The following is a 13,535-nucleotide window of genomic DNA, read 5'->3' as shown; positions in this document are numbered from 1 at the left end:
TATTCCTCTTTTAAATACAAAATCAAATGCAATCTAGACGCTTGTTAGCGATCTTTATGTAATCAAAATCAATTTCAAACCCTAAATAATTACGGTTTAGTTTTTGAGCTGCTACACATTCACTTCCCGATCCAACAAAAGGTATTAGAATATTATCATGTTGATTTGAACTAGATGTAATAATTCGCTCACACAAATCAAGTGGTTTTTGAGTGCTGTGTCCATATCTTTCATCTTTGTAAAAATCAATTTCCCAGACATCTGTCACTCCCCTAGGGAGATTAAATTTAATCCGGTTATCTTCATACATTTGTTTTAATTCCTCCCAAGTCTTTTCAAAAGAACAACCGTGAGAAATTAATTGATTATATTTCTCTTTTGTAATAAATGCAGGTTGAGACTTATCTCTGAAATAATGTCCTGCTATTCCTGAATTGATTGGATGTCCCCAAATTTTATTTATGTCTTTCATTTTTAAGTCAAGTGCCTTGATTCCTTGTTGAAGAACATTATGTATTGGATCAAGAACACTCGAACCATCCTTCAATCTGCCTACTGTATCTTGCTTAGTTAAAATCCATAGATATTCTGTTGCTGTTGGAAACTGTTTAAGCTTACTTGATGTTCTTCCAGCAATAGATTTTACACCCTTATGAACAGTGATATTCTGTCTAAGAAAAAAGTTTTTCTTGATTTCATCATACAGAGGCAACATGTTATTAAACCATCCATATAAATATAAAGTACCGTTTACCTTCAGTACTCTATCAAATTCTTTTATTATCTCACAAATCCAATCTTTAAATTTATCATAATCATTGCCCCATTGATTGTCCCATTTATCTTTAACTACCCCAAAATAAGGTGGGTCTGCAATTATTAGATCGATACAATTAGATGGTACTAATTTCAATCCTTTTAATACATCGAATTGATAAATTCTGTTTAATTCCAAACTTCCTAAAAGCTCTTTTGTCATTTAAGTTCCCCTTTTTCATTTTTATAGCTGATATGTTCTTTTATTCCAATTCCAAACCTATCCAATCAAATGAATAATATCCTCTACAATTTCATCACTATTCCACTCGTTTGTATCCCAAGAGTTCATATGTAAACCCATTTCATCAATTACCTGGTTGTAAAGTTCTAAAACCGGCTCAATATCCCGGTCATTTATGTATTCATCACCACGTTCAAGTAAACGCTGCTTAATAATTTTTGGATCAGCATATAAGTAGATCACTTTTGCTTTATCTCTAATCTTTTCCTCAATTGCCCTTTGTTGCTCTTCCGTTAAGATAGAGTAATCCTTGAATTTTCTCGCATAAACCAAATTTGAATATATGTATCGGTCAATAATTATATTGTCCTCATCAGCCAGCTTGCTAAAGTGTTCAAATAGCTTCTCATTACCGCTCTTAGCTAATTCAAAACTGGATCCTTTTGTTACCGGATATCCGAGTTCTTTGCTTAGCTTATCTGCTATTGTTGATTTGTAGCAGCAGTCAGCGCCTTCTAAAATAATCATCGTCATTTATCTTCCACCCTTCTTACATTGCTGAAGCCAATCACTCTATATGAGCCGTCTGGATACTCAACTTCTAATTGCTTATGTCCTTTATCAACTTGTGCAACAACACCAATCTCTCCTGTAAAACCTGCAATTACCTTCTCTCCCTTTTTAAACATACAATTAACCTCCTTTAGCTGGATTTAATTCATGCTCCTTAAAGAATGTAATATCACCTGTTTCATCACTGACCGCGTAATCATATGTGGCAGAGTGTAGTAGCTCAATAATTTTCCCTTCCCGTCCAACATGATGAGGACAAGCGTTCTTTGCATTCTCATTTATGATGACTTTTAACCCTTCTGGATAAGACCAAAACTTCGGCAATTAACCGCCTCCTAACTAATAATCGAGATTGTCCCATTTTGCTTACCAAAATTAATTGCGTCACGCTCGGTTGCTACAAGCAAGTCCACTTTATTTCCAACGATTGCGCCTCCAGTATCAATCGCAATTGCTTTGAACGTTTCCCCACCAATGCTTACTTCAACTATTGAATTCAAGGGAATAACACTTGGATCGGTTGCAATAATACGATACCCTTTGTAATAGATTGATTGTGTAACATCAACACCTGTTTTAGTTGTTCCTGTGCATCCTTCTTGGCAGTGGGCAATATAAGCACTCAGCTTAACCTGGATGGTTTTCTTTGCGGCCGGTGGTTTGCTTTCTTTTTCTTTAAAGGATATTTTATTTTTACTCTTAAAAACTCTATGCTTTGTCTTCTCACCTCCTCTCATGTGCCTTTTCTTACTTTGCTTAGGTTTAATGAGTTTTGCTGAGATAATCTTCTCTGTGTGCCTTTTTAATTGTTGTTCTTTGTTCGTTTGAGCTTTTTTAAATAGCCGTAAGACAATACTCTCACTTGATGGGATCCTAATCTGTCTAGGCTTCTTATAAAATGATTCTTTTATTGAGTCTTCATTTCCCTCTGTTTTATGCAAATGTTGCTCATAACTTATGTAAGAAAAAGTGGTTAAGGGAATTAAAATCATCATACCATAAACAGATCTGAAAATGTGTAATTTTATTTTATTTTTATCCATAAAATTTTTATTGATAATCCTGCCTCCTATACTTCAGCTCTTTTGGTTGTTAGACTGATATTCCCTTTCCTGTCAACATGATCAATTCTACAGACCGTGTGGCTATAGATGCTGTTCTTATATACTTTAGGAATAAAATTGTTGCCTCTTCTGAATCCAGTGAACATGAGCAAAGTTCCTCTGGTATACCAAGACTTCTCAACAACCTCTTTTTTGCCGCCAGCAACAGGTCGAGAAATCTGTTTATTATAATGCCCGAAGCTGCCAGCCCACTGTTTAACTGTAACCACCCCTGTAGGTGTAAGGAGTGTGATTGTGTGCTTGTTTTTATCCCTGTCTAATACGGTTCCTATAATTCGAGTCGTTTCATATTCATACAGAGTTTTTCCTCGCCATTGATATGGTTTCCCTTTGATTGGCTCTTCTGGCAGCTCATAAAAATCAGCAATATCATACTTAGCAAAGTTAACACCAGCAAGTTCATGATCGTTATAATAATAACTCAATGAATCCATCTCCCATTTACCAAGAGATCCATCGGCATACTTAGACCACTCTTTCTTAAGTAAGCAATTGTTAAGTCCACTTAAGGCTTCTTCAGTCGATATCCAGTCTTTGATTTTGGACATTTTACTGTCATATTCTTTTTTAAACAATCTTTCTGATATAACAAGTTGTCCATTAATCACATCAACGATTCCGCTTTCACTGAAATGCTGATTGTAAAAGTCGGAAGACATATCATCTAATAAGAAAAGCCTGTCTTTTGGAGATTTCATTGTCTTGTAAACCTTTTTGCTGATGTATTCTTTGAAACGGAAGAATCTAATTTCTAAAGCATATTCCTGGGGAACAATATCGTTTTCGATTAGCATTTTTAAATTCGATAAAGTCAGTTTGGTTTTAGGCTCAGATATCAAACTAATAAAGGACTTCATTATTTTTTGTCTATCACCAAAAGAATCAAAACAACCACCTTTTATTAGTTGGATTACCTGTCCTTTTTTAATACCATCTCTTTTGAACATTCGTTCTATAAAATCATAGAAATCTTTGTAAGGTCTATTTGAAATTAAGGTATGGATTACGTCATCTCCAATTCCATTCATACCCTTTAGCCCAAACAATATCGAATTTCTGTTAACGTCTGCCCTAAACCCAAAATCGGCTTTATTTATATCTGGCAAGTCTATTTTTATTCCTCTTTGTCTAATGTTCCCAATGGCTGAGGCAACCTTCCCATAGTTTGTGGCAGCTGTCTTTTTATTGTCCTTTGTTTCTTCGGTCTCTATCCCACCACTGTTTACCGTTAAACAAGCAGTGTTCCAATATAAAGGATCATATCTATAGTTCAGATTTAATTCCTGTAAGGCAATAATTGAGTATGCCAATGTATGTAGTAAGCTGAATGAATCTTTCTATACCCTCGGTTTCCCGATATTTAATTAAGGGAATAGACTATATCTTCATCTACGCTTTTTTTGTAGTCATTTTCATAGGCCCATTTGTAACCCGCAAAAGAATTCCTTTTTCCCTTACATACTTGCGATATAGCGCCATTGTTTATTTTCCCTAACGATATATAGGCTTCTGTGATGCTATCAAAATAGCTTATAAATTTTCCGTCAAGAGTTAACTGTACAATTCCTCTGGTATAATGTTTCACATTTCCCGATATATCTGTGACCTTTCGCTTGTCATTTACGAACCTCCATTGGTACCCGCTGGCCTGACTACCTTCTTTTTTAGTAAGTCCATTACTAATTGTTCTTACGTCAATATTAAGCAATCTTGCAGCGTCACTTTCTGATTTGTACTCAGCAATTTTTTGTCCAGTTAGCGTATATTGCACAATGGCTTTTGGTAATTTGGATAATCCAATATCAAAGCAATGTCGCATATTCTCTTTTCTTGTTACCCACTCAAGATTACTAATATGATTATTTTGCTTATCTCCATCTTTATGATTAACCTGCAAGCTATTATTTTCTCCGATGAAGTATTTTGCAACTAATCTGTGCGCATACATATAATAATTTTTTCTTTGGTGGACAATACAATATTGAACATAACCACTTTTACTATTTATTTTCGGTTTTAATATCCCTTTTGTCTTCCACGAAGATTTTTTTATGTTTCTGCATCTTCCAGTGTTAGATATTTCATAATTTGTTTCACAGTTATCAATGTAAATTCTCTTCCATAGTTCCATTAATCTCACCTCCTTTTTAGCGTAGATGTGTGGCGCTTCGTAAGCAGGAATTTCACCTGCAAACTACTCCCATAAGGGATAGTCGTTACACCTTCCTAAAATTAGGCTTGGCACGGTATTGTCATAGGATATCTCCCTTAGAGTTCCACCGTTAGCATCCTAAATGGACACACCCTGCACTTACAGGTTCACCACATACGGGCTATCAGTTAACCCAAATTGTCTTTTAAATTGAACATTCCAGACATAATTCAAAAGGCTATCTGAAGTGCCAATCTTCTTTCCTTTTTTGAAAAACAATTCCTCTACTTCTTTTAATACATCTTCTTTCTTTTTTGCTATGGATTTCCTAAGATAATTAGATTCTTTAATGTTGAAGTTAGCTATATCCTTATCCATAACCATCAGCATAACGACTTCCTGAGTATCAGCAACACCATAAATATCCTTAAGGTGTCTCTCCATTACTTTGATTTCTTTGTCGTTTAGACCGTATCGCTTCATCTCTTCATACCATGCACTAAGGTCATTTTTGTATTTAACATATGTATCCACAGGTTGTTCTTCGCCGTCTGACATAAGCCTCATTAATGAATTGGTTACAGCTGCTTCAAGCAAGTTCTTAGGTTTTACTTTAACCACTGATTGATGCCCAACTTCAGTTGAGAACTGAAACAAATCCATGATCTCTCCATTGCCGGCCATTTCCCACAGCCTTGGATCTTCATACTCAATTACGTCTGGATGAATGTATTTCTTGTATGTTTCCTTTAAGTTTCCTTGCCATTCAATTTCTTTGTTTTCGATTAATTGATCTAAGGTTACTCGAATCTTATCTAAAGCCTCAATCGTAAGAAGATCAAACTTTACCGATCCCATGGCTTCACTATCACCCATATTAAATTGTGTAATATAAGCCCCTTTAGGAGTCTTCATCATTGCATTGGATTTTGTATACTCATCATTAAATATGATTACTCCAGCTGCATGAGAAGAGCGCTTATTAGTCAAACCCTCAATTTTTAAAGCTGTTTCTTTAAGGTTTGGATATTGCTCAATTTCCCTAATAAACTCTTTGATTGGTTTCCTGCCAGTCTCTTTGTCACCAAAAAAGCAATGCGATAAAGGCCAGTTTGATCCTCTTTCAAAAGGAATCATTCCGCTTAAGTATTGAGATATGTCATTATCGATTCCTATACCTCTACACGCTGTTTGAAGTGCCGACTTGGAACCCTCAGTCCCAAAGGTAGCTATCTGAAGCACCCGCTTGTCCCCAAACCTTTCTCTAAGAGCCTTAAGAATTTTTTGTCTTTTAGAGCCCTCCGTATCAATATCTATATCGGGAAGATCAGGTCTTGATTTATGTATGTGTCTCCAATGCGGCAGATCATACTGCATTGGATTGATTTGAGTGTTATCGAGTAGATAGTTAACTAAGTACCCTGCTGCACTTCCCCTGGCTGCCCCAACTAAACTATCTCCACCACACTCATCATCCCAAATAATATTAATTATTTCTCTGACTGTTATGTAATAAGAAGACATGGACTGGTTTAGCTTTTGGCTGATTTCCCAAAGCTCTCCTAGCTCAACATTAATCCTATTTAATATTTTGTGAAATGCTTCCTTTGTTAGTTCATTTGTTTTCAGCTTATCATCAAAGCCATCTTCAATTAATTTCAAGAGATATCTGTCCTGCTCATCTTTTGATTCAGACATCTTCTTTATGTACTCATACTCATTATATGCTGGTTTAAATAAATGTCTTAATTTAAACTGGGGTAGCTCCATTTTTGGAATAATTGGTTCGTGCTCAATAGTATAGTCTTCAATCATCTCTCCAATTAGCAATGTGTTTTCAATGGCCTCATTGATGATCTCTTCGTCCATGTAGTCCATTCTCTCATGAATTTCATCAACATTCTGAACAAAACATGCTTCATAAAAAGAGTCGACTTCTCTCTCTCCATCCTTGGCGTTTAAAAAGGCTTGATGAATTGCCCTATCTTCCGGTCTAAGAAAGTGTGCATCGGTTGTGACAATCATTTTCAATCCATAACCGTTAGCTATATTAACAAGTTTCTTATTACAATAAATTTGCTCTTCACTTAAAGCTGGTTGAAGCTCAATAAAGAACTTATCTTTCCCAAAGACTTTAATACACCATGTTATAAACTCATGAATTTTTAATTTGTGCTGCTTGATTGACTGAATGTCTCCGCTTTCTTCGCATTCTTTGATTCTGAGTAAATTGATATTCACCTCAGAGCCAAGACAAGCTGTTGTAGCGATAATATGACCTGGATCTTTGCTAAGCAGTTCTTCTACATCCTTTTTAACTGTTGGCACTCTTTCCATTGTTCCTGTGTAAAATGAATTTTCCCAGGCTTGTGAAGACAGTATTCTTAGCTGCTCATGTCCTATAGGGTCAATTGCCAACATTAAAAAGTGCGGAAACTTTGTGTGTCCTGACTTATAGTTATCACGAACTTCTTCAAGTGAATCGACTAAATACGCTTCATTCCCAAGTATGAGTTTAAAATCTGCAGGCATATCCCCTTCTTTCTTCATTTCTCTGACAGTCTTAATTGCTTCCAAATGCGCTGAAAGAACCTCATGGTCAGTTATGGCCAATCCTTTATAATTCATCTGAACCGCTGTTTTAAGCAATTCTCCTACTGAATTTGTTGAATCGAGAAGCCTTATGTTACTTTTATCAGTGTGACAGTGACATCCAATCAATTTTCATCCCCCTTAAAACACAAGTTCTTTTTTCTTTGTACGAACCACCTCCAAGTCATAAATTTCAATTTGAGGTGTTTGTCTGCCCTTATATTCATTTACCTTTGCCTTACCAACAACATTAAGTATTAAAGTTCCATTTGATTGAGTAAGTTTCTCAAAGTATTCTGTATCGCTTTTAAAGCGTATGTATTCAATATCTCCATGTTTAAACTTGATTGTTGTCTTGTTCTTTTTCCCTATGTGTTCAATTTGATCAGTATCAACTTCTAGTTCTGTTATTGCTACTAATGGTTCTTCGACCTTATAGCCCCAATAATCTTTATAGCTATACAGCTTAATTAAAAATTCCTTTCTAAGTTGATTAGCCGGTATCTCAAAGTCAACATTTTGAACTTCTTCACCTGTCTCTACATCTTTAAATTTTTCATTTAGAACTTCATTAACCAAAATCAAGTTTTCACGCTTGATTGCAAATCCGGCTGCATTTGGATGGCCTTCAACAAATTCAAACAGCCCAGTATCTGTTAGCTCTTTTTTAAAATCTTTGATGTAGCCAGTCTCATACCCTCGAATAGACCCGCTCAACATCCCTTCTTCTTCATCGCTTTTTCTAGCCAGCAAAACTGGCTTTTTATATTCACCTGCAAGTACATTTGCTACTAGCCCAGTCAAGCTTTTATCCAAAATTCCCTCAGTGTAGACTATAAGCACTTTATTAGCTACCAAATTCTTTCCTTCAATTCTGTTTTTAATTTCCACTGTAGCTGCATCAACAATGCGTTTCTGTTTAGCTTTAAGGTTCCCCAAAATCCTGACTGTGTCATCGTGAATTGACACGAGATTGATTTCATCTTGTCCACGTTTCTTATATGGAACTTTTTCTTTAGACAACAGAAACGATCTCAACAATTGATCTTTTTCTTCACTGCTACCGACCCTTATAGCTGCGTTAATTAATGGATTAATAAAGAACTGTGTGTTCTGTATGTTTGTGCAACCCTTGGTTGAAAACTCTTGTTTTTTAAAGAGCTTTTTGATTAATGGATGCTTAATGTTCCTTAAGCCTTCATTCATAAAGTACCTGGTCTCTAGATTTCTTGAATCAGCTGAATCGGCTATATTACCAATAGAAACAAGATCTAAAAATTGTTCTGCTTTGGTTTTGCCTAGCTTATAATCAATGGCCTGGCAAAGCTTATATGCCATTCCAGCACCCGTTAATGTTTTGTTTGAATACTCAGTCGAGAGCTGATTGTTGACGACTATAGCGTGTTTAGATTCTCTTTCACATTCATGATGGTCAATAACAATTACATCTACGCCATTCTTTTTTAGCTCCTCATGTTCATCAAATTGACCTGATCCAGCATCCGGAATTAAAACTAAGTCGACATCATCAGGAATTGTATCAATGAAAATGCCGTGCTCTTTATCCTCATGAATCCGGTATCGTATGTCAGCTTTCGGATAAATTGCTTTTATGTAATTGATAATGATTGAACTGGATGTGTACCCATCTACATCGCTATCCACTTGAACAAATATTTTATTTTCATTCTCTAAATGCTTTATTAAACAATCAGATGCTTTATCAATGTTATCGAGTTTTGAAAAATGAATGACTGAGCTCTGGTTCACATCAACAAAGCTCTTCGGATTTTCAATCCCTCTGTTTTTAAAAATTGTCGATAATGGATTGAAATTATAATCATTGTTGCCAATGAGCTTATAAGCCACTAAATCCCTCCTTCATTCGTATTGATTTCTATTTTTCTTCTCATCAACTCCTCTAAAACGTCTTTTCCCTTATCAGCTGGACTGTCTTTATAATCCAGCATGTTTTCAAAATCCCATAAAACATACACACGAACATACGGAGTAAATTTTGCTGCAAGCTTCAAGATTTTTTTCTGATACTCTAGCAGTTTACGTTGATACTTCTCCTCTGTCTCATGCTCTTTCGGTGGTCTATATTTATCTAAAGCAATAAACACTTCTTCCACTCCAAGAGAAAGTAAGATATCACGGTGAAAATTTGAAATGTTGTTTGAACAGACTGCACATGTGAAATTTGCTTCACCATAAAAGTCCTGGCATTTTAAAACAGACTTTTCTGATTCAAAAATTAAGGCTTTTTTAAACCTTTCAATTGAATCTTTTGTTTTATGTAATCCATATAAATTCATCATGGTCTGATGATTATACAGGGTGTTCCCAACTTTTAAAGGCATATATTTATAGCCGGCATCAACTTCCTCTTTAATAAGAGATCGTCTACGTATGCCAATCAATCTATTATTTAAATCTCGATGTGGAATAGTTATCCCTTCTGTGTGAGTTCTAAAATAGTAACCAATTTCAAAATTATTTAATGTTTGCATGCTTATCCCCTCGTCCAACCACATTTGATGAGGATAAGGCATAAACACATCTAAAACAGTTTCATTGAAGCTGGGAAGTTCAATGGCTATCTTTTTCTTCTTATTGAACTTCCCCATCCATTCCCAGTCATCAATTAAATCATTGTTCGTAAATGTCTCTCTATTACCGAAACCAAATGTTCTCCCCGCCAGCCTTGCAACATACTCAATGGCTTGATTGAAAGGTATATTGATCCCTTTTTGACTTTTTGCTCGTATAACAAGCTCAAAGACATCGAATGTATCTCCACATTCTGTATAGCAATGAAATTGCTTTGCTTCGTGATAATAATACAGCTTGTAGCTTCCCCCAGAAGCGTTATGGCAAACGGTTCTGTATATTGGGTTTCCTTGTTGATCCCATTGATTATTTTCGCTACCCAATTCTTTTAATATTTTATGTATATCCTCAAGCGTAAGACTTTCTTTTATTCTGTCCTTATCATATTTCAAAGGGTGCTACACCCCTTATCCTGCTTTAACATTCAATTTTTCAACTGTAATTAATTCGTTATCGAGATTTGTTGTGAAACAATCCTTGATGCGCATATTCCCCATATTTATAAAGGAGAAGACTTTTACTTTGTCGTACTCATTCCCCCTGTTTTTAAACACATGTGTAACAAAATTTGGCTCTGAATAAAAACCTGCTTTTAAAATCGGATCAATAGCATCCTTCTCTTTTTTGCTTAAAGGGAGAATAATCATTGCAGCATCAGTCTTATCTGCAATAGCTTTACTTCCTCTAAGGTAAGATGCATCTATAACTTGTCCTTTTTGCCATGCCTCTTTCCATTCACCATTTAACTGAGTAGCACTCATCATATAGACATCGTATTTATTGCATAAGCCCTTTAACTTATCAGACATAAGCAAAAGGATTTGATCCTCTCTTAGGTTGATTCCGCTTTTTTTACTCATCTCCGAAAAAATTGTCACCGATGAGTGAATATAATCAAAGTAAATGTACTCAACATTATTTTTAATTACATTCTTTTCAATCGTTCTCTCGATCTCCTGGATATTGAAATCTGGAAGATGCTCAAACCAAATATTGGACTCTTGAAGAACTTTAGCAGCTTTGCGTACAAGCTGTTTTTCTTGCTCATTAATAGTATTTCTGAGTATTTTTTTCTCTTCTACACCACTGATATAGGCAAGTGCCAAGCTTTGCAATTCCTCTCCCATCATTTCCGTTGAGATGACCGCGGAACTTTCATCCCAAGGATTTTTCACCCACTCCTTCTTTTTAAGGTCGTACAACTCAGTTGCACTTAATCGACAAGCATCAGCAACCATATTTCTTGTTTTACCACCACCGGTAATACTTGAGCGAATGTAAAACTTTTTCTTGCGAGACCCGCGGAAAATTGACGTAAGCATTTCGCTATTTAGTGGCACCCCAATATCCGGCGACTCCTCAAAAGAATCTAATAACTCATCAATGCCTTCTCCACCTTGAATTCCCACGCTTTCGGATGAGGTTCGAAACTTCTCTTTTACTTCTACAATCTTCATTTCATAAGCTGCTAGAATTTCGTCAATCGATTTCTTATCAAACTGTTCCTGCATTTTTTCTTGTTCTTTTGGATCAATTATAGTTTCATCATAAATTTCCTTGATATCGAAACCTAAGCCGCTCATTTCTCTGAGCAAACTAAACTTTTTTAGTCTTTTGTAGTGGTAATCAAAGTTTTCGACTACAGCCAGCTCTTGAATTCTTTCGATGTATTCAAGGCCATTGTTATCATGAAAAATCTTATATTGAATGTCGTAATCTTTTAGATATCCATCTATCTCAACCTCATTCAATACTTCCGTCCCTTGCTGGAATAAGTTACTCATAGCAAAAAACAGTATTGAGTGAAATCTTGAAGGGAAATCATCCGAAGTAATCCTATACTTGTTGCTTTCAGACAAGATTGTGGGATCCTTGAGTATGCTTCCTAAAACCTGAATAATTGCCTGTTTATCTTGTAGCAAATGGACTCTCCTTCCTATAATGTTGAGATGTCAACAAGTCCCCTTTTCTTTCTCAATCCCTTTTTTATAATTAACGTGATTTCTTCTCTTTTGTGATTCTTAGGGTCTTCAGCTGATTTTTGGATTGCCTTTTGTTTTATGTAATGTCGCTTAGCTTCGTCATATACAAAAGGGACGATTCCAATACCGTCACCTTCTCTTGGGTGATTCTCCAGTGTTTCATAAAAGTATTTAAGCGCAAGCTCAATTCCTTTTAGCTTATAACCATAATCCTCTTGAAACTCTTTGATTTGTTTTAACATCATACCGGTCGGAGATGAAAGACCATATAAATTGCATATGTATTGAAGTAACTCTTTTCGATGGTCTGCCTCTTGTCTCCACGTGTTGAAGCACTGTTCATGGTAGTATCTTTTTTTATAAGAAATCGCTAAATCTTTATCTAATTTAGTCTCACAATATGGACATTTGACTTGTCTCCCCAATTAATCACCCCTAATAAGGAGGAGGGAATAATCCCTCCTGTTTATTTAGTTAGAAGATCCTTTAGGTCATCCAAGATTACAGACATAACGTTTACTTGTTTGCGGCTGCATTCAGTCACTTTAACTCCCTTGCCTAAATGTTTCTCTGTAATCTGATTAACCTCTTCCAGTCGTCCTTCTTCATTGAGCTTAATTCCAACTTCTTTGATTTGCTCCATCAAAGAGTCATAATCAAGCTCCTCTGAAGCATTGTTTTGTTTTTGCTCTTCATATGTAACAGCAACAATGCCTTCTGCTTCTTCCTGTCTTTCAACTGCCTCGATAATGGCCTTCTCCAGGTTCTCTGCAGTGAATTCAGGAAGGTATGTGTCAATGTAATCGAATCGGCTACGTGCAAAATGCTCATCTGTTTCAGCCAACCAGGCGCTTGATTTGATAACCTTTCTATCTTCATCAACACCATTAGAACTTAGATAAAGTACAATATCACTGTTATCAATAACTGGGGCCAATACACGTTTATCACCTTTAGGATAAACTTTTCCTTTTTTGTCCTCTGCAGCATGAGCAATAAAGATAACAGTAAATCCTACACCAATGAGTTTATTAATCTCTTCCCATACTTCTGTTTCATACTCTTTCCAAAGACCAAACCCATCATTTCCATCTTTGATCCGTTCTACATCATATTGCTCACAAACATATCTGGTTGCATATTTAGCAAATGCATCTACTTCATCAACAATAATTGTCTGATACATTTCTTTTGCCTTTTCTGCATTTTTGGTTAACTGTTTATTAACCTTCTTAAAATCCGCCCAGCTATTAATAGCCATAAATTGAACACCTGCGATGGCATTCAAACCTTTTTCAAATGGCAAGTATAAAGGTTTCTTCATTCGTGTGCTTTGTTTTGTCTTACCCAAGTTGTTAGAACCATAGATAGTAATAACTTTTCCCTCTAAACCTTTTGCGACTACTGAAACTTGAGGATTGAAAATATCAATTGCCATTTAAACTCTCCTTTAATTTTGATTTGATGGGTGAGTCAAAGCCCACCCCAGTTATGTATTT

At 35.7% G+C, this 13,535-nt stretch carries 11 protein-coding genes and 2 pseudogenes; all 13 read right to left on the bottom strand.

What is annotated here, in order from left to right:
• Window positions 1-22: 22 nt before the first annotated feature.
• A complete protein-coding gene (locus tag BGM27_RS09235; RefSeq protein WP_020954090.1) occupies window positions 23-979 on the bottom strand; it encodes a DNA-methyltransferase in 957 nt (318 codons plus the stop codon).
• Between the two features lie 57 nt (window positions 980-1,036).
• A complete protein-coding gene (locus BGM27_RS09230; RefSeq protein WP_020954091.1) occupies window positions 1,037-1,534 on the bottom strand; it encodes an AAA family ATPase in 498 nt (165 codons plus the stop codon).
• Window positions 1,531-1,689 (bottom strand): hypothetical protein, encoded by a 159-nt coding sequence (locus BGM27_RS09225; protein ID WP_020954092.1) that lies wholly within the window; start codon window positions 1,687-1,689, stop codon window positions 1,531-1,533. The genes BGM27_RS09230 and BGM27_RS09225 overlap by 4 nt, the downstream gene beginning before the upstream one ends.
• Window positions 1,690-1,693: 4 nt before the next feature.
• Complete coding sequence (locus BGM27_RS09220; RefSeq protein ID WP_014417936.1) at window positions 1,694-1,897, bottom strand: YorP family protein; 204 nt, start codon at window positions 1,895-1,897, stop codon at window positions 1,694-1,696.
• Between the two features lie 11 nt (window positions 1,898-1,908).
• Window positions 1,909-2,616 (bottom strand): 3D domain-containing protein, encoded by a 708-nt coding sequence (locus BGM27_RS09215; protein ID WP_020954093.1) that lies wholly within the window; start codon window positions 2,614-2,616, stop codon window positions 1,909-1,911.
• 26 nt (window positions 2,617-2,642) lie between these two features.
• Window positions 2,643-4,028 (bottom strand): annotated as a pseudogene (locus tag BGM27_RS09210) (helix-hairpin-helix domain-containing protein); the annotation flags it as partial.
• 29 nt (window positions 4,029-4,057) lie between these two features.
• Window positions 4,058-4,828: an HNH endonuclease gene (locus tag BGM27_RS09205; RefSeq protein ID WP_020954094.1), complete on the bottom strand. Its 771-nt coding sequence runs from the start codon at window positions 4,826-4,828 to the stop codon at window positions 4,058-4,060.
• A 201-nt stretch (window positions 4,829-5,029) separates the two neighbouring features.
• Window positions 5,030-7,570 (bottom strand): annotated as a pseudogene (locus BGM27_RS09200) (PHP domain-containing protein); the annotation flags it as partial.
• A gap of 12 nt (window positions 7,571-7,582) precedes the next feature.
• On the bottom strand, window positions 7,583-9,310 hold the full coding sequence (gene recJ / locus BGM27_RS09195; protein WP_020954095.1) for a single-stranded-DNA-specific exonuclease RecJ: 1,728 nt from the start codon (window positions 9,308-9,310) through the stop codon (window positions 7,583-7,585).
• Entirely contained in the window at window positions 9,310-10,446 is a 1,137-nt protein-coding gene (locus BGM27_RS09190) for a hypothetical protein (RefSeq protein ID WP_020954096.1), read from the bottom strand. The genes recJ and BGM27_RS09190 overlap by 1 nt, the downstream gene beginning before the upstream one ends.
• A gap of 15 nt (window positions 10,447-10,461) precedes the next feature.
• A complete protein-coding gene (locus BGM27_RS09185; protein WP_020954097.1) occupies window positions 10,462-11,976 on the bottom strand; it encodes a replicative DNA helicase in 1,515 nt (504 codons plus the stop codon).
• 14 nt (window positions 11,977-11,990) lie between these two features.
• Window positions 11,991-12,461, bottom strand: coding sequence for a hypothetical protein (locus BGM27_RS09180; RefSeq protein ID WP_020954098.1), 471 nt, complete (start codon window positions 12,459-12,461; stop codon window positions 11,991-11,993).
• Window positions 12,462-12,502: 41 nt separating this feature from the next.
• Window positions 12,503-13,474, bottom strand: a complete 972-nt coding sequence (locus BGM27_RS09175) for an ATP-binding protein (RefSeq protein WP_020954099.1) — start codon at window positions 13,472-13,474, stop codon at window positions 12,503-12,505.
• Window positions 13,475-13,535 lie beyond the last annotated feature (61 nt).

The organism is Bacillus sp. FJAT-27001 (genome assembly GCF_019039175.1).
In the GTDB taxonomy this organism is placed as follows: Bacteria; Bacillota; Bacilli; order Bacillales; family Bacillaceae; genus Bacillus; species Bacillus velezensis.
This window is presented reverse-complemented; position numbering and strand designations above follow the sequence as displayed.

Coding starts and splice junctions, on each gene's coding strand:
- BGM27_RS09235 (WP_020954090.1), bottom strand. CDS start 979: ATGACAAAAGAGCTTTTAGGAAGTTTGGAATTAAACAGAATTTATCAA.
- BGM27_RS09230 (WP_020954091.1), bottom strand. CDS start 1,534: ATGACGATGATTATTTTAGAAGGCGCTGACTGCTGCTACAAATCAACA.
- BGM27_RS09225 (WP_020954092.1), bottom strand. CDS start 1,689: ATGTTTAAAAAGGGAGAGAAGGTAATTGCAGGTTTTACAGGAGAGATT.
- BGM27_RS09215 (WP_020954093.1), bottom strand. CDS start 2,616: ATGGATAAAAATAAAATAAAATTACACATTTTCAGATCTGTTTATGGT.
- BGM27_RS09205 (WP_020954094.1), bottom strand. CDS start 4,828: ATGGAACTATGGAAGAGAATTTACATTGATAACTGTGAAACAAATTAT.
- BGM27_RS09175 (WP_020954099.1), bottom strand. CDS start 13,474: ATGGCAATTGATATTTTCAATCCTCAAGTTTCAGTAGTCGCAAAAGGT.